This is a genomic window from Flavobacterium sp. ALD4 (assembly GCF_002836475.1).
GTDB lineage: Bacteria > Bacteroidota > Bacteroidia > Flavobacteriales > Flavobacteriaceae > Flavobacterium.
Genome location: NZ_PJBJ01000023.1, coordinates 39,855 through 61,630, shown reverse-complemented (window position 1 = coordinate 61,630; position 21,776 = coordinate 39,855). Strand labels below are relative to the sequence as shown.

The following is a 21,776-nucleotide window of genomic DNA, read 5'->3' as shown; positions in this document are numbered from 1 at the left end:
CTTTCACATCCCTTTTATACAATTCAATTCCTTTTATAAATTATTTATCCGTTACGCATCCTGTGGACGCACTTGAAACTGATCTTATATATTTCAGTAATACCCCTTTTTTTACTTTTAAATCAGGTTGTACCCAATTTGCCTTTCTCGATGCAAACTCTTCCTCTGAAATTTTCAGATTAATTGTGTTTTTTACTGCATCAATCGTGATAATATCTCCATTCTTTACTAATGCGATTCCACCTCCATCAAAAGCTTCTGGCGTGACATGCCCCACAACAAAGCCATGTGAACCTCCAGAAAAACGACCATCGGTAATTAAGGCTACACTTTTTCCAAGTCCAGCACCCATAATGGCCGAAGTAGGTTTAAGCATTTCAGGCATTCCAGGGCCACCTTTAGGTCCACAGTACCTTATGACAACAACATTTCCAGGTTTAACTTCACCACTTCGGACTCCGGTGATGACATCATGTTCGTTTTCATAAACAATCGCGTCTCCTTCAAAATATTCTCCTTCATTTCCACTAATTTTTGCAACACAACCTTCTTCTGCTAGGTTTCCGAATAAAATCTGAATATTACCTGTTGCTTTTAAGGCATTTTGAATTTCGTGTATCACTTCCTGACCGTCATTCAAATATGGAACAGAAGCTAAATTTTCAGCCAATGTTTTTCCGGTTACGGTTAAGCAATCTCCATGTAGCAATCCTTGTTTTAATAAATATTTCATCACTGCAGGAACGCCTCCAGCTTCATGCAGATCTTCCATTAGGTATTTACCACTTGGTTTCAAATCAGCAAGTAATGGTGTTTTATCACTGATAACTTGGAAATCTTTGAGTGTAATTTCAATATCAACAGAATGAGCCATAGCGATTAAATGCATTACCGCATTGGTAGAACCACCTAAAACAGATACCATTGTAATCGCATTTTCAAAGGCTTCACGGGTCATGATATCTCTTGGTTTAATATCTTTTTCTAACAAGATTTTGATTGCTTTTCCAGCATCAAGACATTCTTGTTTTTTTTCTTCGCTTAATGCTGGATTAGACGAACTGTAAGGTAAACTCATTCCCAAAGCTTCGATAGCTGAAGACATGGTATTTGCAGTATACATTCCTCCGCAAGCTCCTGCTCCAGGACACGCGTTTTGAATTACTCCCTTGAAGTCCTCAGGAGTAATCGTGTTGTTAAATTTTTTTCCTAATGCTTCAAATGCAGAAACAATATTTAAAGACTCTCCTTTCCATTTACCGGAATGAATGGAACCTCCATACACCATAATCGATGGGCGGTTCAATCTCCCCATAGCCATTACAGATCCTGGCATATTTTTATCACAACCTGGAATAGCGATTAAACCGTCATACCACTGCGCTCCCACAACTGTCTCTATGGAGTCTGCAATGACATCTCTGGAAACTAAAGAAAAACGCATCCCGTCAGTACCATTTGACATACCATCACTTACACCGATCGTATTAAATATTAGACCTACTAAATTTTCTTTCCAGACACCTGATTTAATATCTTTAGCTAAATCATTTAAGTGCATGTTACAAGGATTGCCTTCGTAACCCATACTAACTATTCCTACTTGTGCTTTCTTTAAATCTTCTTCAGTTAAACCAATTCCGTACAACATCGCTTGTGCTGCAGGTTGAGTTTCGTCTTGAGTTATGGTCTTACTATATTTATTTAATTCCATTTATATTGCTGTATCTCTATTTTTTTATTTAATTAAAAAGTATAATCTATTTCTGTTTTTTTTTTTAAAAAATGGTTGATTGCCCAATAGTAACATTACTACTATTAAAGTACATCAGGTCATCTTTACTTAAAATAAAATTAGAGATAAACTCCCCAATTTCATTTGTTCCATATTTAGAATCCGGATTCAAATCGGTAGTTACTACTCCGTATCCTATCGCAATCTCAACTCCGTCATATATTTTTTTAGCCTCTTCATAAAGTCCAAAATGTTCTAATAACATGGCAGCAGACAATATAGAAGCGACCGGATTTGCAATGTTTTTGCCCTTGGCTTGCGGATAAGATCCATGTATTGGTTCAAACAATGCATTGCTAGTTCCTAAAGATGCTGAGGCCAATAATCCGATAGATCCTGTTATTACACTGGCTTCATCGGACAAAATATCACCGAAAAGGTTCTCCGTCAAAATAACATCGAATTGTCTTGGATTCAATATGATTTGCATGGCTGCATTATCTACAAACAAGAAGTCTAAAGCGACATCAGGGTAATTTTCACTTACAGTTTTAACCACTCTTCTCCATAAACGTGAAGTTTCAAGTACGTTGGCTTTATCAACCATTGTCACCTTTTTTCTTCTGTTTTGTGCCGATTTAAAGGCTAAATGTGTAATTCTTTTAATTTCCTCCTCTGAGTATTCACATAAATCAGAAGCTATAGTTCCGGATTCATTTAGTTTTTTCTCTCCAAAATAAGAACCACCGGTCAATTCTCTAAAAATGATAAAATCAGCACCTTCAATTATTTCTTTTTTTAAAGGAGAGGCATCTAATAATGTAGGATATGGTTTTATAGGTCGGATATTTGCAAAAAGACCTAATTCTTTTCTCAATCTTAACAATCCCTGCTCCGGTCGTACTTTTGCTTCTGGATCGTTATCATACTTCGGGTCACCGATAGCTCCAAACAAGACTGCATCCGTATTGATACAAAGATTTAATGTTTGTTCAGGAAGCGGGCTTCCGGTTTTATCAATAGCAACAGCGCCAATCAGTGCGTCTTCAAAAACAAATTCATGGTTGTATACAACCCCGATAGCATATAATGCTTTTTTTGCCTGTAAGATAACTTCAGGCCCTATTCCATCTCCTGATAATACTGCTATTTTTAAATTCATGGCTAACTGTTATTAATTTCTTATTAAATCACTTTCTATTTTACAAGCCTCGATGATCTGGTGTATATCATCATCAATTACTTCTTTTTTTATATCTGCAAATCTCAAAAACTCGATGTATACTCTATCTAGCTGTATTTTTGTAAGTTCGTATCCTACTTTTTTTGCTCTGTACGCCAATGCCGCTCTACCACTTCTGGCAGTAAGAACGATTAAAGACTCATTAACTCCTACTTCTAAAGGGTCCATGATCTCATAAGTGGCTCTGTTTTTAATGACCCCGTCCTGATGAATACCTGAACTGTGTGCAAAGGCATTTGCCCCTACTATGGCTTTATTTGGCTGTACTATCATTCCCATACTATCAGAAACCAAACGACTCATTTCATTCAATTGCTTAGTATCGATATCAGTATATAAATTTAGATAAGGATGCTGTTTGAAAATCATTACTACTTCTTCAAGTGCAGTATTTCCTGCTCTTTCTCCTATCCCATTAATCGTGCATTCAATTTGTCTGGCTCCGTTTACTGCACCTGCAATAGAATTAGCTGTTGCCATTCCTAAATCATTATGGCAATGGCAGGAAAGAATAACATTTTCAATACCTTTTACATTTTCACGTAAATATTTAATTTTTGCGCCATATTCTTCTGGCAAGCAATAGCCTGTCGTATCTGGTATATTTAATACTGTTGCTCCTGATTTTATTGCTTCTTCACAGACTCGTGCTAAAAAATCATTATCGGTTCTTCCGGCATCTTCAGCATAAAACTCTACATCTTCCACATAGGATTTAGCATGAGCGACTGCAAATTTTGCTCTAACTATAATATCCTCTCTTGTTGTATTTAATTTATGGACAATATGTGATTCTGAAGTACCTATTCCCGTATGAATACGTGGTCTTTTAGCATATTTTAAAGCAGCTGCGGCAACATCAATATCATTTTTTACCGCTCGGGTTAATCCACAAACGGTAGCGTTTTTTACAATTTTACTAATTTCAGAAACGGACAAAAAATCTCCCGGACTCGAAACAGGAAATCCGGCTTCAATTATATCTACACCCATTTCATCCAATCGATTTGCTATAACGAGTTTTTGTTTGGTATCTAATTTGCATCCAGGAACCTGTTCTCCATCTCTTAAAGTTGTATCAAATATTTGGACTTTCTCTCTATTCATTTTCATTTATTTAATGTAATTTCACCTCTCAATAACAAAGTTAGATTTCATTACAGTAATCTAAAACTCACTTTGACGAAATATACTGTTTATAAAGACCTAAAATACTTTGTAAAACACTGCTATACATACATTTAAGCTTATACATTATACAATGGCTAACCATCAAAAAGATTTTTTATTTGTACTGATAAAATCCTTGTCTAAATCTGAAAAAAGACAATTTAAGATTTTTGCAAGCCGACTTGAGGCAAGTTCGAATACAAAATTTATCGAATTATTTAATATTTTAGACAAATCTGAAGTCTACGATGAAAAACTTATTTTAAAAAGTGGAATCATCAAAAAAGTACAATTATCGAATCTTAAATCGTATTTATACAAACAAGTATTAGTGAGTATTCGGTTGAATATTCCGAGCCAAAACATTCGATATCAACTAAGAGAACAAATTGATTTTGCCGCAATTTTATACAACAAAGGCTTGTACAAGCAGAGTTTGAAAATTTTAGATAAGACAAAGAGTATCGCGTTAGAAAACGACGAAAAGCATATGGCTTTTGAAATTGTGGAGTTTGAAAAGTTGATAGAGTCACAATACATTACCCGAAGTATAAAAGGGCGAGCGGATGAATTAGTAATTCAGGCCAAGGAATTAAACTATCAAAATACCATTTCTAGTAAGTTATCAAATTTGTCTCTGCAGCTTTATGGCACCATGCTGAAGACTGGTTATGTAAAAAGTGATGAAGAGCATCAGTATATCGACGATTATTTCAACAAGCATATTGCTAAATTAGATGAAAACAAATTTGGATTCCGTGAAAAATATTGGTTCTACAATGCTAATCTTTGGCGTAGTTTTTTGTCTCAGGACTTTCTAGCAAGCTACAAATACGCCTACAAATGGGTTACGCTGTTTTATGACAATCCCACTATGATTTATTTAAATCCGGTATTTTTCATAAAAGGAAATCATTATTTGCTGGAGTCCTTATTCATGCTAAAATATAAATCTAAATTTAAAAAATACCTACTCAAATTAGAAGAGACCATACAAGATTCTCGTTTTCCAGTTAATGATAATATTGCTTCACTGTCTTTCCTTTATCTGTACAACAACAAATTAAATTACCACATACTAGAAGGTACTTTTGAAGAAAGCGAATATCTGATTCCTGAAGTCTTGGAAAAGATTAAACTACATAGTGAGCATTTAGATGAACATCACGAAATGATGTTTTACTATAAAATTGCCTGTATTTATTTTGGTACTGAAAAATATGCCGAATCCATATTCTATCTTGAGAAGATAATAAACAACAAGAATCTTACGATGCGCGAGGATCTGATGTGTTTTGCACGACTACTTTATCTAATAGAACATTATGAAATGGGTAAAGATTCTAATTTGGAATCTCAATTAAAAAGCACCTACAAGTTCTTATTAAAAATGAATGACATGCAGGAAGTGCAGAAAGAGATCATTCGATTCATGAAAAACTTAAATTCGTTTTACCCAAGTGATATCAAGAAGGAGTTTATAAAAATGAGAGAACGATTTATTGAGTTAGAAAAAAAAACGTATGAAAAAAGGGCTTTCCTATATTTAGATATCATCTCCTGGCTAGAAAGTAAAATTGAAAACAGAAAGATTGCCGATATAATAAGAGAGAAAGCGAAAGTGAATAATCGCTAGCGAATTAAGTAAACTACGATCAATTTGCAGTACATAAAGAGTCCGTCTAAAATTTGATTTGAGACGGACTTTTATTTTTCGTATACTATTTGAATTCGATTCTGCCCCTATAAATATCTTCAAAAGAACTGCACTTTACAAACTCTTGCTCTCCATCAATTGTGAAGGGTAAAAAGATAAAGTCAACTTCTGATAAATCTTCTTTTAAATAAAACGCCATGTCATCCAATTTATAAAACCATTCTGTATCAAATTGCACTTTATGTATTGTGGCGTCTTTCAGTATTAATTTTTCATTTAACGGCTTCATCTTTACAATCAAATTTAAGATTCTATTTTTTTTTTCCAAAACTACACTATCAAAGTATAGTTTCCAAAATATAGTGTCTCAAGGTTTCATAATTTCTTTAATTATAATGAAAACATTGTTCTATAATCATTTGTACTAGCCCGCTTTTGTTCAAAATTGACTGTTCTTCTTTTTAGCATTCATTAAATCATTATTTTTATCAAAATATAAAGATAGATTAACGGATTTTTTAAAACAATGATAGCCGTTTACTGCGTAAAAAAAAAGATGGCGGATGCATAGGAACAATCATCCTTTTTATAATCATCTATTACATATTGGGTTATTTTAAAATTCTAAAAATAACGGAATGCTGAATTTGATTTATTTTTTTATCTCTTTCAGCATTAGTTCCTTAATGTATTTTACTGGAGCACTACCATAGCTCAAGAATTTCTCGTGGAATTGTTTTAGGTTAAATTTGGCATCCTCCTCCTTTTTAAGCATTTCCCTAAAATCATAAATTTCAGTGTAGCCTGTAAAATAAGAACACAGTTGGACCTGAGATAAACTAACGCGATTCCATTTCCCTTCCGCTTCCGCTTGCTGCTGAAAAGCTTCGGTAACCAATAAATTCATAGCTTCTTCCTTACTCATGTTTTTTGTATGGACGCTATAATCTAAAATCGCGTTGCAAGTCGTTCTCAGATTCCACTTATAATACATCAACCACATTTCGTCTGAGTTTTTGTATCCGCTTTCCAGCATCATTCTTTCTGCATAGACTGCCCAGCCTTCTACCATAGCTCCATTTCCAAAAATCGCTTTAATAAGACTAGGTGATTGGTTGCTATACACTAATTGGGTATAATGTCCCGGTATTGCCTCATGTATATTTAGGATTTGCAAAATATAATCGTTGTATTCCCTTAAGTAGCTTTCTGATTTTTCTGCACTCCAACCCGACATGCTACCTACATTATAATAGGTATTAGCATTTTTATCGTACGGACCAGGTGCCGAAACAGATGCTCCTGCAACCCCCGCCATGTACGCCGGTTCTTTGCGTACAACCAAAGGCTTTGAAGGGTCAATATAAAGTAAATCTTTGGCTTTTACATATGCCACCAGTTCAGGTATTTGTTTCTCTATCTCTGATTGAAATTTAGCAGGTGTAGTATGTTGAAGCGAAATCTTGTCTATTACCATTTTAATCAGTTGTAACTTATCAGCTGGCTTTGGTGTCGCATTCATATATTTTGGCCACAATGCATATGCTAATGCAAACATTTTTTCGTGCAGTTCCTTTTTATGACTTACTGCCTTTACAAAAATAGTATCGGCACTATAGCTAGACTGAATATCTAAATTAAATTTTTCAGTGTACAATTTCTCGCCTAACCTAAAAGAGCGAGGCATTTTATTGTCCAAATCCTTTAACCAATTGGTGTAAGCCACAATAGCATGTACTGCTGTTTTTGCTTTTTCTTTAATCACTTTCTTTTCGGTATTGGATAATTTACTTTTAGCCACAGCGGAAATCAAGTCTTCTTCAAAAACAGATATACCTCCTAAATTCTGAGAAATAGCAAGAGTAGTATGCTCTAGCGTTGGGTTTTTTATATTTACTTTCGCTGCTTCATAATAAGCAGGAACCGCATCCATTTTCATATTAAAACTATGTAGACGGACTTCTAAAGAGTCATATTTTCCATTTAATATTTCAGCGAAAGCCCCACTCACATTATATTCTGCCGGGTTCCATTGGTAAGATTTTAATTTATCAATTGAAAAAATCGAACTTTTTAATTGATTTTGTATCATGTAAAAATCAATAATATTATTGTCCGTAAGGTTTTCCAAAGCGTAGTTTTGCAGCGAATCCAGTTGAGCATGAGCAAAATCTAGTTGTCTTTTTATATAACTAGAGTCTGAAACTACCAAAACACTGTCCAGCTTGTGATATCCTTGACTAGCTGCCCAATCCGGATACAATTCCCAAAGAGTAGTGACAAAGCCTTCTTTGTATTTTTCGAAGTTCTTATTTGAATCTCTTGGAACTGTCATTTTCTCTTTTTTCTGACATGAACACAGTAAAACTAGGAACAGAATGGAGAGGATATTTTTTTTCATAATTGCAATTTAACAAAAATAAAGGTAAAAAAAAATGCTGTTCCCTGAACAGCATTTTAAAATCTATAATTAATAAGCTAAAAGAGCCAGTAAATCTTTTTCGAATCGGCCTTTTGGCAGATATTGATCTTCTAGTGCTTTTGCAAATGGAATGGGGGTATCTAAGCTAGCCACTCTTTTTACTGGGGCATCTAAATATTTAAAGCACTCCTCCATAATCATCGCAGAAATATCGCTGGCAATACCTCCAAACAGGCTGTCTTCTTGGTAAATAATCACTTTTCCAGTTTTCTTAACGGAAGCAAAAATAGCTTCAGTATCCAAAGGTTGCAACGTTCGTAAATCCAACAAATCTGCTGAAATTTCAGTACTATTTCCTAATGTATCCAAAGCCCAATGCACCGCTGCTCCAAAAGCAATTATCGTGACCTCATTTCCTTCTTTCAATAAAGCGGCCTTGCCTAACGGTAAGGTATAATAGTCTTTTGGTACCTCTTGATACACGCTACGATATAATTGTTTGTGTTCAAAGAATAGCACCGGATTCGGATCGTTAATAGAAGCATTTAATAATCCTTTTGCATCATATGGAAAGGCAGGATACACGACTTTTAAACCGGGTGTTTTGGTAAACCAAGCTTCATTTGTCTGTGAATGAAAGGGTCCTGCTTGAGCTCCCCCGCCACAAGGCATGCGAACCACAACATCTGCGTTTTCCAACCAACGGTAATGTGACTTAGCCAATAAGTTTACAATTGGATTGAATCCCGTCGAAACAAAATCGGCAAACTGCATTTCGACAATCGCCTTGTATCCGTTAATAGATAATCCCATTCCCACAGAAACTACGGCACTCTCACATATAGGCGTATTGATCACCCGTTCTTTTCCAAATTGTGCTACAAATCCATCGGTAATTTTAAAAGCACCACCGTATTCAGCAACGTCTTGTCCCATAATTACCAAGTTGTTATGACGTTCCATAGACTGCCTTAATCCGTTAGAAACGGCATCAATAAATCTTATTTTTTCTATATCCTTAGAAGGGATAATAACCTTAGGGGTAAAGCTTTTAAACACATCATTTAATTCTTCACTTAATGTCGATTCAATTTCCGGTTCTGCATTCGAAAGAGTCAGACTTTCATCGATTTCTTTTTTGATTTCGCTTTTTAGCGTATTGTCAAACGCATCAGAAAGGATTCCGTTTTCTTTTAAAAAACTGCGGTAATTTTCTACCGGATCTTTTGCGCTCCATAAATCCATTAATTCTTGAGGAACATATTTAGTGCCACTCGACTCTTCATGTCCGCGCATTCTGAAGGTTTTAAACTCCAATAAGACTGGACGTGGTTTTTCAATCATGGAGCTTTTCAATTCTGACAATAGGTTGTATACTTCCAGAATGTTATTTCCGTCAACAATATGACTTTCCATTCCGTATCCTTTTCCTTTATCGGCCAAGTTTTCACAACGGTACTGCTCGTTTGTAGGTGTCGAAAGACCATATCCGTTATTCTCTATTACAAACATAACAGGCAACTCCCAAACTGAGGCAATATTCAAAGCCTCATGAAAATCCCCTTCACTAGTAGCGCCTTCTCCTGTAAAAACTGCCGTAATTTTTCCGTTTTTCTTTAGCTTATTGGCTAACGCGATTCCGTCAGCAACGCCTAATTGCGGCCCAAGATGCGAAATCATACCAATCACCTTATAGTCTTGGGTACCAAAATGAAAACTTCTGTCTCTTCCTTTGGTAAAACCATTGGCTTTTCCCTGCCACTGCGAGAATAAACGGTACAGTGGAATATCACGACCGGTAAATACCCCTAAATTTCGATGCATTGGCAGGATGTATTCATCCCTATCCAAAACAGCTGTCACTCCCACCGAAATGGCTTCTTGTCCGATTCCTGAAAACCATTTGGATACCTTTCCCTGACGAATCAGGATCAGCATCTTTTCTTCGATTAGCCGTGGCTTAAGGATTCGTTTATATAGATCTAATAAAGTGTCGTCAGTAAGATTTTTTCTGTCAAAGTTCATTTTATTGGCTTTATTTCGTAATTCAAAGATAAATAAATATAACAGTTTTGGTTAAATTTGTTATATTTTTTTGTTTTGTTTATCTCATTTAAAATGCTGTTCAAAAATTATTTAATATATTTGTGATTGAAATGTTTTTGACGCCTTCTAAGTTATTAAAAAATAAGTATTGTATGCAAAATATTCCTAGTGTTGACTTGCGTGATTTCCTTTCGGACGACCCGAAACGTAAACAAAAATTTGTAAATGAAATCGGAAGTGCATTTGAAGATATTGGCTTCGTAGCACTAAAAGGTCACTTTTTAAATGATCAATTGGTAGAAGAATTATACGGTGAAATAAGAAATTTTTTCGCTTTACCATTGGAAACCAAACACAGCTACGAAATCCCAGGAATTGGAGGGCAAAGGGGCTATGTTTCTTTTGGAACCGAGCATGCCAAAGGTAGAAAAGAGGGGGATTTGAAAGAGTTTTGGCATTTTGGTCAATATGTGAGTGAAAATTCAAAATACGCTTCAGAATACCCCGAAAATGTGGAAGTTAAAGAATTACCTCGTTTCAATGCTGTAGGTAAAGAAGCGTACCAAATGCTGGAAAAAACCGGTGTTTATGTATTGAGAGCTTTGGCTTTACGTTTAGGTTTAGATGAATTTCATTTCGACAATTTTGCCAAAGACGGAAATTCGATTTTAAGACCTATTCATTACCCACCTATTACTTCAGAGCCAGCAAATGCTATTCGCGCTGCTGCTCATGGTGATATCAACTTGATAACCCTTTTAATGGGTGCACAAGGAAAAGGGCTACAGGTTCAAAACCACAATGGAGATTGGATTGATGCCATTGCTGAACCAGATGAATTAGTTATTAATGTAGGCGATATGTTGTCTCGGTATACGAATAACAAATTGAAATCTACGATTCATCAAGTGGTTAATCCACCGAGAGAATTATGGGGAACTTCACGTTATTCAGTACCGTTTTTTATGCACCCTGTTAGTGATATGCCGTTAAATTGTTTAGAAAACTGTATTGATTCAGAACATCCAAAACAATTTGAAGACATTACTGCCGGTGACTATTTGTATGAACGTTTAGTAGATTTAGGATTAATTAAGAAATAATATTTAAATTTATCCTATCTGTAAAAAGACATTAGGTGTATGCTTAATGTCTTTTTACTTTTTAACCATTAGCAAATTAAGTTTTATGGTTTTCTAGAAAGAATGTATCATAATGCGTTGTATTGCGAACTTAAAGAAAGCGGTTTCACAGTCGAAGCGCAGAAAAAGATTAAGGTTTTTTACAAGGAAGTTAAAGTATGAGAATACTTTGCCACATAATTGTAAATGATTTAGTTATTTTAGAATTAAAAGCGCGGGATTACATGGTGGAAGAAAATGAATTTTAATTAATCAATTATTTAAAAGCCACTCATTGCGAAGTAGGACTACTTTTAAATTTCGGTAAAAAGCCTGAATAGATGAGAAAGGTATATAAAAAAAATCCGTGACCATCTGTTTTCAATCCGCATCATCCGCATTCAAAAATAAAACATAAAATGCTAATTTAAAAGACTCACATCAATCAGCATTCAATAAAAAAAATATTACATGGACTTACAAGACCAATTAAAAAATCTGTTTCCAGATCACGAACCGGCTCCCGAAGAAGCAAAGGAAGAGGCACCTCATGAATTATACGTTCAAAAAGAGCCTATGATTTGCAAATTCGAAAAAAGAAAAGGAAAAGTCACTACCATTATTGAAGGTTACGAAGGCTCAGACGCCGATTTTAAAATTCTTGCCAAAGAAATTAAAACCAAGTTAAGCGTTGGCGGGACTTTTAAAGATGATTCCATTATCATTCAAGGAGATTACCGCGATAAGATTATGGAAATATTAAAGCTTAAAGGCTTCAAAGTAAAACGCGTGGGCGGATAATCTCCTCCTAGCTTCCCCGGAGGCAAGAACCCAAAACAATATAAATAAAATTGCAATCTAAATCCGATACTGACTCTCTCTCATTGGAGAGCGTTGGGGTGAGGAAAAAACATAAAAACATATGATACAATCGTCAGAATTAATATTAAACCCAGATGGAAGTGTTTATCACTTAAATCTAAAACCGGAACATATTGCTCACGACATTATCTTTGTGGGCGATCAAAACCGTGTGGAAAAAATCACACAATTTTTTGACAGCATCGAATTTTCGACTCAGAAAAGAGAATTCAAAACCCAAACGGGAATTTTCAAAGGCAAAAGAATTACAGTAATGTCAACAGGAATAGGTCCTGACAATATTGATATCGTAATCAATGAATTGGATGCCTTGGTAAATATTGATTTAGAAACTCGCAAACGAAAAGAAAAGCTGACTTCGTTAAATATCATCCGAATTGGAACCTCTGGCTCTTTACAGGCTGATATTCCCGTCGATAGTTTTGTGATGGCTAAATTCGGCTTAGGCTTGGATAACATGCTTCGCTCCTATCTTATTGATGAAGTGTCAAACTTAGCGATGGAAGATGCTTTTGTGAAACATACCAATTGGGATGTGCGCAAAGGAAAGCCTTACGTAATTGCCTGTTCAGAAAAACTGGAAACAGTAATAGAAAGTAACAAGATGCATAAAGGAATTACGGCAACTGCCGGTGGTTTTTACGGACCTCAAGGTCGTGTATTGCGTTTGAATATCCAAGATGAGAATTTGAATTCTAAAATGGATAATTTTAAATTTGAAGATAACATAATTACCAATCTAGAAATGGAAACTGCTGCAATATATGGTCTTTCGGCCCTCTTAGGCCATAATGCCTTATCGCTAAATGCCATTATCGCCAATCGTGCCTCTGGAACTTTTAGCGCTGATCCTTATAAAGCAGTGGATGAATTGATTGCCTACACCTTAGATAAATTAGCTAAAAATTAATACCTTCAAATTATCCTATTTGTAGTTTTAAAAAGTTCTTCATTAAATTTTTTAAAACTACATTTGTTTTTAGAACAAAACGATAATGAAAATAATACTTACAGGTGCTACAGGAGTTTTAGGGTCTCATATTATGTATGAAATTTTGGAGCTTTTCATCAATACTAAAATAGAAGGAAAACTTTTCCTAATTGCCCGAAATAAAGGGAAAATAGCGGCGGTAGATAGAATAAACGAATTATTATCAAGTAACTACACCCCTAAAATTCTGCGAGACAAAGGAATAACAAAACTACACGAATATTTAGAGGTCATTGATACGGATTTGGCTTCCATCCATGTGGATTTTTCAGATAATATTAAAGGAGCGTATTTCATCCATTCTGCGGGTTACGTTAATTTATCTACCGATGAAGTTCATCAGGATAAAATTTTCGATGAGAACACTACGGTTACAAAAAATATTTTTAATCTATTCCATCCCTTCATAAAAAAATTTATTTATATAGGTACTGCTTTCTCTTCAGGCGAAAGAAAAGGGCTTATTGACAATGATTTTCATAATCTAGATTTTATTCCGGAGCATCGAAATGCCTATGAAAATGCCAAATTTCATTCAGAAAACTTTATCGCAGATCAATGTAAAGCGATAGGGTTACCATATCAAATTTTACGTCCAAGTGTCATCGGCGGAAAAATGCTTAGCGAAGAGAACAACTATTTCATTTCTAAATATATGGTCTTTTATCTTTTGGCGAAATTTTTTCATTTTACCGCACAAAGACGAAATGAACAGGAAAATGTACGTTTTATAATTAATGAAGATACAGGATTGAATATTATTCCCGTAGATTACGTTGCCAAAGTTATCGTCAAAACTTTTCAAAGAAATGACATTCTTCAACTCAACATTGTGAATGACAAAAGCTTTAAATTTTCCAAAGGATTACAATTAATCATGAAAGAAGTAGGATATACGAACTTCACTTTAATCAAAAACATGGTGGATTTTGAATATAAAAATACCATCGAAAAATTGTATTATGAAAGTATTGGCAAACATCTAAAACCCTATTTCATAACTGCTCCCAATGAATATGATACGACTTTATTAAATTCTATTCTGGAAATACCAAAAATTGATAATGAGGCGTTTACCAATATGATTCGGTACGCCAAACTAAATAATTTTAAAGATATTAATGTGTAATTTTAAGAACCTATTTTAAGTCTTTTATTAACTACGTGATTCCAGTTTAATGCTCTGGTACTTAATATAACTAAATTCTCCTGAAGCGGAGAGTTATCGTGGTAAAAATAATAATTCATTGTAATATGAAAATAATGATTGAAACCGAACGTTTAATTCTAAGAGCGATAGTCACTTCGGATGCCGAAAGAATGTTTCTTTTGGATTCAAATCCTAATGTACATCGCTATTTGGGAAACAATCCTGTTGAATCTATTGAACAATCAATGAATTATATAGAAAGTCTCCAGATTCAATATATTCAAAATGCAATTGGTCGTTATGCTATAATACTTAAGGAAACAAATGAATTTATTGGTTGGGCGGGATTAAAGTTCATCAAGGAACCGGAAAATAATCACCTCAATTTCTATGAAATTGGATACCGATTAAGAGAAGAATTTTGGGGTAAAGGATATGGTTATGAAGCTGCAAAAGCTTGGCTGCATTATGGTTTTATTAAAATGAATCTTGCAATTATTTATGCATCCGCACATATTGAAAACGTTGGCTCCAGAAGAATTTTGGAAAAAATAGGATTACGATTGGTTTCTGAATACAATCATGATAGCATTCCGTGCGTTTGGTATGAATTAGACAAAATAGACTATCTAAAATGAAAACAATAAAAATTGCCGGAGTACCGGAACATTTCAATTTACCTTGGCACTTATCCATCGAAGAAGGCGATTTTAACGCAAATAACATTGATTTACAATGGACCGATGTTCCTGAGGGGACTGGAAAAATGTGCCAGATGCTACGTGATGGAGAGACTGACATTGCGGTAATACTTACGGAAGGTATCGTCAAAGATATCGTTGCCGGAAACCCGAGTAAAATTGTTCAGGTTTATGTACAATCCCCCTTAATTTGGGGCATTCATGTAGCAGCCAAGTCTAAATATAAAACTCTTTCCGATTTAGAAAACACTAAAGTGGCTATTTCCCGTTTGGGTTCCGGTTCTCAATTAATGGCTTACGTAAATGCAAATAATCAAGGTTGGAAAACAGACAACCTTCAGTTTGAAATTGTAAACACCATAGACGGGGCTGTTGAAGCCTTGAGCAATGGCAGTGTCGATTATTTCATGTGGGAACGTTTTATGACTAAACCACTGGTAGATAAAGGAATATTTAGAAGAATTGGCGATTGCCCTACTCCTTGGGCCTGTTTTGTGATTGCTGTACGTGACGAAATCTTAGAAAAATACCCTGAGACGATTAAAAACATATTGAGCAGTATAAATAAAACGACCAAAAACTTCAAAGACATTCCAAATATTGACAAAATACTGGCCGGTAATTACAACCAAAAAACTGAAGATATTCAAGAATGGTTAGCATTAACGGAATGGTCAGAAAAACCATTAACAATTGAAATGTTAAACAATGTTCAAAATCAACTGTTTCAACTTAAAATCATTGATAAAAAAGGTACTTTTGATAAAATTGTAAAACTAATCTAGTTTTTGATTTTTTGGGGGAACTATGGTAAACATTAAAAATATTTCTTTTAATAAAAGTATACAGAAACTTAAGGTGAAAAAACCTTGGGATGATGTTATTATTTTTGTCATGAATATTTTAATTGCGATTCCTCTTTTCATAATAGCCCATCAGAATTTAATAGAATTGAACTGGTTTTTCAATATTGACAGAATATTCCTTTTCTTACTTATAATCGTGGCAATACAGTTGGTGTTAAGGCTTTTAAGAACTATTATTATTGCATGCATCTTCTTATATATTTTAGTTTTATTTTATGGTACAGCGTCAGGAAATTATGGATTCAACAGTGTTTATGAGGATTATGATTCGATGTTATATACCATGTCAGATAACCCAAACCCGGAAGATATAATCATTGCTAAACTGTTGCCGTTTCCTAATAAATCTAAAATTATCAATGCCATTGAATATCAAAATCCCAGAGTCAGGAATTTTGCTGTTATGGCGACTTCAGAACACTTCAAAAACATAAAAGGCTACTCTGATTATAGAACCATAATTCAATGTTTTGCCGTTTTTAAAGAAATAAACAGTCGTTGGAACTATGTAAGTGACCCAAAAGACGGGGACTATATAGCAACTGCCAGTGAGTCATTGAACTATTTTTCGGGAGATTGTGATGACCATTCCATTTTGATGGCTGCTGCTGTGCGAGCCATTGGAGGAACTCCCCGACTTATTCATACTAAAGGACACGTATACCCTGAAATTCTAATAGGTACCTTAAATGATCTGGAAACAGTCAATTATTTGATTAAAAATGTACTTTTTGAAAAGGAAAGCTACAAAAAGCAATTACATTATCATATCGATGAACGTGGTCAAGTTTGGCTTAACCTTGATTATACCGCTAAATACCCAGGAGGTCCTTTCATGTCAGAAGAAATTCTGGGTGCCTTAACGCTTTATTAAGTGTTACTAGATTTTTAATTGTCCCAAGATTTCATAGGAATGACGTCTGGCTTCATGCTCATAAATAGCAGTGGCCACCATCAATTCATCGACTTTAGTTTTTTCAAGAAAATAATCTAGTTCTCTTTTTACTTTTTCAGGTCCTCCTATGAAGGTGTAGGCAATCATTTGTTGCAATGCTGCTTCTTCCATTGGATCCATAAAACCTTCCCCTGGATCAACCGCTTCTTTAAGCTGCTGTCTGTTTCCGGTTATAATTCCGAGGAACAATCTCTTAAAAGAAGTCGCTAATCGCTCCGCCTCTTGATCAGAATCGGCTGCAATTACATTGACGCAAGCAATAACATAAGGTTCCTTTAATTGCTCTGAAGGTTGAAAATTATTTCGATATATCGCTATTGCGGTCATTAATTGGGCTGGGGCAAAGTGACTTGCAAATGCGTAGGGCAATCCTTTAGCGGCTGCTAAATAAGCACTGTCGGTACTGGAGCCTAAAATCCAGATTGGGATATCTACTCCTTCGCCAGGAATAGCGCGAACACGTCCTTTTTTATTCCCTTCTGAAAAATACAATTGTAATTCTTCCACGTTAGCCGGAAATTCCATGGCCGCATGTTGATCTCTTTTCAAGGCTGCTGCCGTAAATTGATCTGTTCCGGGAGCACGACCCAATCCTAAATCAATTCGGTCAGGAAAAAGTGTGGCTAGTGTTCCAAATTGTTCTGCTACGATTAGCGGCGCGTGATTAGGCAGCATAATACCTCCTGAACCTACTCTTAAAGTAGTTGTTCCTGAAGCAATATGTCCAATTAATATAGAAGTAGCGCTACTGGCAATTCCTGGCATATTATGATGTTCTGCTAACCAAAATCGGTTATACCCCCATTTTTCAACATTTTGGGCAATATCTAGACTGTTTTTAAAAGTATCAGAAGTCGTACCTCCTTCCCTTACTATTGCGAGGTCTAAAACTGATATTTTTGTTTGGGAGAGGTTATTTTTATTCATGGATTTATTTTATTCTTCTATCCACAAAAGTAAGGATTGTATTATTTGTATTGACACAATGAAATACTAATAGGAAGTTAAAAAGGATATGTTGAACTCAAGTTTTTTGAAAGTCATCTATTTTCTTTTTAGTTTTCATTTTCAATCGTTAAATTTCGCTATCTTGAATAAGTTTAAAAACGTAATTCAAATTCATTATGGAAAATTCTAAACTCAAAGCCTTTATCCCTCTTTTTTATCTTGTATGGTCTGATGATCTCTTGAGCCAAAAAGAATTCTTGACATTACAAAAGTTTATCGTTTCCCAGAACTGGCTTTCGAAAGAGGAACAGGAATTTCTTCTTTCAAAAATTGCTGTCTCATCACCTCCATCTAGAGAAGTCGTGGCTGATTGGAAATCTGAAATTGAAATTATTCTTCAGAAAAACCATTTAATCAGATCCCTTTTTGATATTTCAATTTTACTTTCTGAAAATGATAAAACTATCAACGATCTTGGACCTGCTTTTTTACAACTCGAAAATGATTTAGGTCTTTCAGGTGAAGAAGCAATGGGCGATTTCAAAAAAAATGAAACTACCTTTACTTCAAATTATCAGACTAGCAATAGATTTGAAATAGAAAAACTGACTAAAATTCTGGACGGAAAACAAGCCGAAATTATTAAAAAAGTAAAATCTGTTATCAGCCGTCCTGAGTTTGCTTATGAAATTTCAACGGACACTGCCGTTTATCGTGAAAAAGTCTATGATTGGTGTAAAATCCTCGCAGATGAAAATCTAGGTAATATGGGCTATCCAAAACAATATGGCGGTGGCGGAAACATTCAAGATTATTTTGCAATCATGGAAACCTTGAGTTACCATGATCTAAGCTTAGTAATCAAGTTTGGCGTACAATTTGGACTCTGGGGAATGAGCGTTCAATCCCTTGGCACTGAAAAACATTACAGTAAGTACTTAAAAGATATTGGCTCACTAAAACTCCCTGGCTGTTTTGCAATGACAGAAACGAATCACGGTTCGAATGTCAAAGGAATGGAAACAACGGCGACCTATAATCATAGAGACCAAACATTTACTGTTCATACACCGCATGAAAAGGCACAAAAAGAATACATTGGTAACGCTGCTGTACACGGACAAATGGCAACGGTTTTTGCTAAATTAATTATTGGTGAAACTGATTATGGTGTTAATGCATTTATCGTTCCGCTACGTGATATCAATAGTAAAATTCTAACTGGCATTACTATTGGCGACTGCGGACTTAAGATGGGTCTTAATGGAGTTGATAATGGTACAATTCGTTTTGAAAATGTAGTGATCCCAAAAGAAAATATGCTAGATCGCTTTGCCTCGATAAATGAAAAGGGAGAATTCGAAAGCCCAATACCAAGTGATAACAGACGTTTTTTTACCATGCTAGGAACTTTAGTTGGTGGCAGAATTGGGATTCCTAGATCTGCTTTGGCTGCAGCCAAATCCGGATTAACTATTGCGATTAAATATAGCGACGGGCGCAGACAATTTGGGCCAGAAGGCGGATTAGAAGTTCCAATATTAAATTACCGTATCCATCAACGCAGACTCCTTCCGTTACTGGCAAAAACATATGCAATCCATTTTGCTTTACAATACGTTACGAATCGATTCATTGATAAAAACGAATCTGAAATGCAGGAAATTGAAGCTCTTGCTGCGGGTATGAAGGCCTACTCTACTTGGAGTACAACTGCTGTTTTACAGGAATGTCGCGAGGCTATTGGTGGAAAGGGTTATTTATCCGAAAATCGTATTGATGCTTTAAAAAATGATACCGAAATCTATACTACTTTTGAAGGTGACAATACTGTATTAATGCAATTGGTTGCTAAAAATCGTTTATCAGAATTCCGAAAATCATTTGGAAAAATGGATGCAATGGGAATGATTAATTATGTTTATGAGAATGCCAAAACTGCTATTTCTGAAAAGAATCCAATAGTAACCAGAAAAACGGATGATTCGCATTTAATTGATGAGGAGTTTCATTTACATGCTTTTCAATATAGAGAAAAAACGACTTTGGCGTCTGCAGCAAAGCGAATAAAAAAACTGATTGATAGCGGACTTGATCCTTATGATGCGTTTAATATTGTGCAGCATCAAATGATTGACGTCGCTCAGGCTTATCTCGAACGAGTTGTATTAGAGCAGTTTCAAGAATCCATACAAGCCATTGAAGACAAAAATAGCAAGGAAGTTATGTTGAAATTATATCAATTGTATGCACTTTCACAGATTGAAAAAAATAAAGGATGGTATCTGGAAGATGGTTATATGGAAGCGGTAAAAACAAAAGCCATACGCAAGATGGTCAATCAGCTATGCTGGGAAATTAGACCGGACGCTGTTTCTTTGGTAAAAGCATTTAATATTCCTGACAGTTGTCTTGCCGCGCCAATTGCATTCTAAGTGATATAGTACCCGTTAGCGCTTTTACTAGGTTCAATATGTTTATTATCAATTTCCAATAGCGTACTTTCAATCATAGCAGACATAGCGTCTAAGGCTAAATCATTAGGTTCAACACCAAAGGGATCCTCTAGTTCATCTGCAATTGCTTCTAAAGCAACAAAAGTATAAGCGATAAAAACAATTACAAAAGGTGTTATCCAAACTGTTGATTCAACAAAACCAAAAGGAAGTAAAAAGCAATAAATATAGACTGTACGGTGCAATAAGATGTTGTACGTATAAGGAATTGGCGTACTGGTGATTCTTTCGCAGCCACCTATGATATCTGACAGTTTATTCAAATTTACATCAAAATTGGCTTGGGTGATCGAATCTATCCTCCCGGAAAGTTTCGCTTTGTTAACCCAAACACCCAGTTCTTTCAAAATCATGATTGGTTTAAAAACAGCAGTTTTAAATTTATTACCATCTGAATCAGGTAGTAGTCTTTTTAAATCACCATCAGCGTCAGTTTGTCTCAGCTGGTGTTTTAACGCATGGACTAAAGCAGTTAACAGATTAATAAAATGAGTTCGTTCCTTATTATAGTCATTTCCTTCAACGAGCGTGTGCGCCTGCCTGGCTAAAGAGCGCGTATCATTTAATAATGCACCCCATAATTTCCTTCCTTCCCAAAACCGATCATAACTTACGGTGTTCCTGAACCCTAAAAATATCGCGAGGGCAATTCCGAAAAGAGTGAAAATTGCAGGATTGATATAGATATTATGATTAAGTAAATCATCTCTAAAATAGACGATTAACATAGAATAGCCAAAGAGGATAAATAAACGCGGCAAAAGTTGAGGAAGCACGGATCCATTCCACTCAAAGAGCATCCTGAACCAGTTTGTTTTTTTCTTAGTGATCATAACGCAAACTTAATGCTTTTTGGGAGTTTAAGAATGAAGTTTTCTTAGAAAGCAAAGTATAGTCTTTATGATCTTTTTAAGCTGTGTTCTACTTGAAAATCATTTTATGTAAGATTAAAAGAAAATTGTAACATCATAAGTTAATCGTAAATATTATCTTTAATTTTGCAACGTGAAAATATGGGTAACAATTTTATCGTTTATTGTGCTGTTTCTTTCAACAGTGCCTTGCTCTGCATATGCTAAACAATCAGAATGTGGTGTAGAGAAAAATTGTGAAAATGATTCTGATGATTGCGGTAATGACTGCAACGGAAAGTGTTCTCCCTTTTATTCTTGTGGCAGCTGCATTGGTTTCGCAATAAGCTTCAGTTTCACAGCTATCAGTGAAAAATTAGATTTTTCTACGGATGAAATAGTACAACCATTATCGTATGATAAATTTGTATATTCTTCTTTCATTTGTAATGTTTGGCAACCGCCTAAAAGCACTTAGTGTAAAACAGTTTTTTACTTGCTTGATTTTGAGATTAGGCAAAT

At 35.1% G+C, this 21,776-nt stretch carries 20 protein-coding genes; 12 read left to right on the top strand and 8 right to left on the bottom strand.

All coding sequences use genetic code 11. The features are described 5' to 3' along the window. Window positions 1–40: 40 nt before the first annotated feature. The 3 genes from ilvD to CXF59_RS02685 all read right to left on the bottom strand — a co-directional run bounded on the left by ilvD (window position 41) and on the right by CXF59_RS02685 (window position 4,085). A complete protein-coding gene (gene ilvD, locus CXF59_RS02695) occupies window positions 41–1,714 on the bottom strand; it encodes a dihydroxy-acid dehydratase (protein WP_101136181.1) in 1,674 nt (557 codons plus the stop codon). A gap of 64 nt (window positions 1,715–1,778) precedes the next feature. After that, on the bottom strand, window positions 1,779–2,897 hold the full coding sequence (gene leuB / locus CXF59_RS02690; RefSeq protein WP_101136180.1) for a 3-isopropylmalate dehydrogenase: 1,119 nt from the start codon (window positions 2,895–2,897) through the stop codon (window positions 1,779–1,781). A gap of 12 nt (window positions 2,898–2,909) precedes the next feature. Continuing rightward, window positions 2,910–4,085: a 2-isopropylmalate synthase gene (locus CXF59_RS02685; protein WP_101136500.1), complete on the bottom strand. Its 1,176-nt coding sequence runs from the start codon at window positions 4,083–4,085 to the stop codon at window positions 2,910–2,912. A 154-nt stretch (window positions 4,086–4,239) separates the two neighbouring features. On the opposite strand from CXF59_RS02685, the gene CXF59_RS02680 reads away from it, so the two are divergent. Then, window positions 4,240–5,784, top strand: coding sequence for a hypothetical protein (locus CXF59_RS02680; RefSeq protein ID WP_101136179.1), 1,545 nt, complete (start codon window positions 4,240–4,242; stop codon window positions 5,782–5,784). 85 nt (window positions 5,785–5,869) lie between these two features. Here the strand turns inward: CXF59_RS02680 and CXF59_RS02675 are convergent, their stop codons facing one another. From CXF59_RS02675 to CXF59_RS02665, 3 genes are all read right to left on the bottom strand, one after another. Beyond that, complete coding sequence (locus tag CXF59_RS02675; RefSeq protein ID WP_157824507.1) at window positions 5,870–6,094, bottom strand: hypothetical protein; 225 nt, start codon at window positions 6,092–6,094, stop codon at window positions 5,870–5,872. 363 nt (window positions 6,095–6,457) lie between these two features. After that, window positions 6,458–8,206, bottom strand: a complete 1,749-nt coding sequence (locus CXF59_RS02670; RefSeq protein ID WP_101136177.1) for a DUF885 domain-containing protein — start codon at window positions 8,204–8,206, stop codon at window positions 6,458–6,460. Between the two features lie 69 nt (window positions 8,207–8,275). Next, complete coding sequence (locus CXF59_RS02665) at window positions 8,276–10,252, bottom strand: thiamine pyrophosphate-dependent enzyme (protein ID WP_101136176.1); 1,977 nt, start codon at window positions 10,250–10,252, stop codon at window positions 8,276–8,278. Between the two features lie 173 nt (window positions 10,253–10,425). Here CXF59_RS02665 and CXF59_RS02660 point away from each other — a divergent pair, with 173 nt between their 5' ends. The 9 genes from CXF59_RS02660 to CXF59_RS02625 all read left to right on the top strand — a co-directional run bounded on the left by CXF59_RS02660 (window position 10,426) and on the right by CXF59_RS02625 (window position 16,858). Beyond that, window positions 10,426–11,376 carry an isopenicillin N synthase family oxygenase gene (locus CXF59_RS02660; protein ID WP_101136499.1) on the top strand — a complete coding sequence of 317 codons (951 nt, stop codon included), beginning with the start codon at window positions 10,426–10,428 and terminating at the stop codon, window positions 11,374–11,376. Window positions 11,377–11,478: 102 nt separating this feature from the next. Next, window positions 11,479–11,577: a GxxExxY protein gene (locus tag CXF59_RS15180; protein WP_232758598.1), complete on the top strand. Its 99-nt coding sequence runs from the start codon at window positions 11,479–11,481 to the stop codon at window positions 11,575–11,577. 89 nt (window positions 11,578–11,666) lie between these two features. Beyond that, window positions 11,667–11,735, top strand: a complete 69-nt coding sequence (locus CXF59_RS15610; protein WP_304529135.1) for a GxxExxY protein — start codon at window positions 11,667–11,669, stop codon at window positions 11,733–11,735. 130 nt (window positions 11,736–11,865) lie between these two features. Continuing rightward, a complete protein-coding gene (locus CXF59_RS02650; RefSeq protein WP_101136175.1) occupies window positions 11,866–12,195 on the top strand; it encodes a translation initiation factor in 330 nt (109 codons plus the stop codon). 121 nt (window positions 12,196–12,316) lie between these two features. Beyond that, window positions 12,317–13,186, top strand: coding sequence for a nucleoside phosphorylase (locus tag CXF59_RS02645; protein WP_101136174.1), 870 nt, complete (start codon window positions 12,317–12,319; stop codon window positions 13,184–13,186). Between the two features lie 85 nt (window positions 13,187–13,271). After that, window positions 13,272–14,396, top strand: coding sequence for an SDR family oxidoreductase (locus CXF59_RS02640; RefSeq protein ID WP_101136173.1), 1,125 nt, complete (start codon window positions 13,272–13,274; stop codon window positions 14,394–14,396). 125 nt (window positions 14,397–14,521) lie between these two features. Next, window positions 14,522–15,055, top strand: coding sequence for a GNAT family N-acetyltransferase (locus CXF59_RS02635; RefSeq protein WP_101136172.1), 534 nt, complete (start codon window positions 14,522–14,524; stop codon window positions 15,053–15,055). Further along, window positions 15,052–15,903 (top strand): substrate-binding domain-containing protein, encoded by an 852-nt coding sequence (locus tag CXF59_RS02630; RefSeq protein WP_101136171.1) that lies wholly within the window; start codon window positions 15,052–15,054, stop codon window positions 15,901–15,903. The genes CXF59_RS02635 and CXF59_RS02630 overlap by 4 nt, the downstream gene beginning before the upstream one ends. A 22-nt stretch (window positions 15,904–15,925) precedes the next feature. Further along, window positions 15,926–16,858 (top strand): transglutaminase, encoded by a 933-nt coding sequence (locus CXF59_RS02625; protein WP_101136170.1) that lies wholly within the window; start codon window positions 15,926–15,928, stop codon window positions 16,856–16,858. A gap of 6 nt (window positions 16,859–16,864) precedes the next feature. Here the strand turns inward: CXF59_RS02625 and CXF59_RS02620 are convergent, their stop codons facing one another. Continuing rightward, the gene (locus CXF59_RS02620; protein WP_101136169.1) at window positions 16,865–17,866 is read right to left on the bottom strand and encodes an LLM class flavin-dependent oxidoreductase; all 1,002 of its coding nucleotides are present in this window, start codon (window positions 17,864–17,866) and stop codon (window positions 16,865–16,867) included. A gap of 197 nt (window positions 17,867–18,063) precedes the next feature. Between CXF59_RS02620 and CXF59_RS02615 the strand changes: the two genes are divergently transcribed. Next, window positions 18,064–20,322, top strand: coding sequence for an acyl-CoA dehydrogenase (locus CXF59_RS02615; protein WP_101136168.1), 2,259 nt, complete (start codon window positions 18,064–18,066; stop codon window positions 20,320–20,322). Here CXF59_RS02615 and CXF59_RS02610 read toward each other — a convergent pair. After that, window positions 20,319–21,236 (bottom strand): bestrophin family protein, encoded by a 918-nt coding sequence (locus tag CXF59_RS02610; protein ID WP_101136167.1) that lies wholly within the window; start codon window positions 21,234–21,236, stop codon window positions 20,319–20,321. The genes CXF59_RS02615 and CXF59_RS02610 overlap by 4 nt on opposite strands. A gap of 172 nt (window positions 21,237–21,408) precedes the next feature. Here CXF59_RS02610 and CXF59_RS02605 point away from each other — a divergent pair, with 172 nt between their 5' ends. Next, on the top strand, window positions 21,409–21,732 hold the full coding sequence (locus CXF59_RS02605) for a DUF6660 family protein (protein ID WP_101136166.1): 324 nt from the start codon (window positions 21,409–21,411) through the stop codon (window positions 21,730–21,732). The last annotated feature ends 44 nt before the right edge of the window (window positions 21,733–21,776 follow it).

Coding starts and splice junctions, on each gene's coding strand:
- ilvD (WP_101136181.1), bottom strand. CDS start 1,714: ATGGAATTAAATAAATATAGTAAGACCATAACTCAAGACGAAACTCAA.
- leuB (WP_101136180.1), bottom strand. CDS start 2,897: ATGAATTTAAAAATAGCAGTATTATCAGGAGATGGAATAGGGCCTGAA.
- CXF59_RS02685 (WP_101136500.1), bottom strand. CDS start 4,085: ATGAATAGAGAGAAAGTCCAAATATTTGATACAACTTTAAGAGATGGA.
- CXF59_RS02680 (WP_101136179.1), top strand. CDS start 4,240: ATGGCTAACCATCAAAAAGATTTTTTATTTGTACTGATAAAATCCTTG.
- CXF59_RS02675 (WP_157824507.1), bottom strand. CDS start 6,094: ATGAAGCCGTTAAATGAAAAATTAATACTGAAAGACGCCACAATACAT.
- CXF59_RS02670 (WP_101136177.1), bottom strand. CDS start 8,206: ATGAAAAAAAATATCCTCTCCATTCTGTTCCTAGTTTTACTGTGTTCA.
- CXF59_RS02665 (WP_101136176.1), bottom strand. CDS start 10,252: ATGAACTTTGACAGAAAAAATCTTACTGACGACACTTTATTAGATCTA.
- CXF59_RS02660 (WP_101136499.1), top strand. CDS start 10,426: ATGCAAAATATTCCTAGTGTTGACTTGCGTGATTTCCTTTCGGACGAC.
- CXF59_RS15180 (WP_232758598.1), top strand. CDS start 11,479: ATGTATCATAATGCGTTGTATTGCGAACTTAAAGAAAGCGGTTTCACA.
- CXF59_RS02650 (WP_101136175.1), top strand. CDS start 11,866: ATGGACTTACAAGACCAATTAAAAAATCTGTTTCCAGATCACGAACCG.
- CXF59_RS02645 (WP_101136174.1), top strand. CDS start 12,317: ATGATACAATCGTCAGAATTAATATTAAACCCAGATGGAAGTGTTTAT.
- CXF59_RS02640 (WP_101136173.1), top strand. CDS start 13,272: ATGAAAATAATACTTACAGGTGCTACAGGAGTTTTAGGGTCTCATATT.
- CXF59_RS02635 (WP_101136172.1), top strand. CDS start 14,522: ATGAAAATAATGATTGAAACCGAACGTTTAATTCTAAGAGCGATAGTC.
- CXF59_RS02630 (WP_101136171.1), top strand. CDS start 15,052: ATGAAAACAATAAAAATTGCCGGAGTACCGGAACATTTCAATTTACCT.
- CXF59_RS02625 (WP_101136170.1), top strand. CDS start 15,926: ATGGTAAACATTAAAAATATTTCTTTTAATAAAAGTATACAGAAACTT.
- CXF59_RS02620 (WP_101136169.1), bottom strand. CDS start 17,866: ATGAATAAAAATAACCTCTCCCAAACAAAAATATCAGTTTTAGACCTC.
- CXF59_RS02615 (WP_101136168.1), top strand. CDS start 18,064: ATGGAAAATTCTAAACTCAAAGCCTTTATCCCTCTTTTTTATCTTGTA.
- CXF59_RS02610 (WP_101136167.1), bottom strand. CDS start 21,236: ATGATCACTAAGAAAAAAACAAACTGGTTCAGGATGCTCTTTGAGTGG.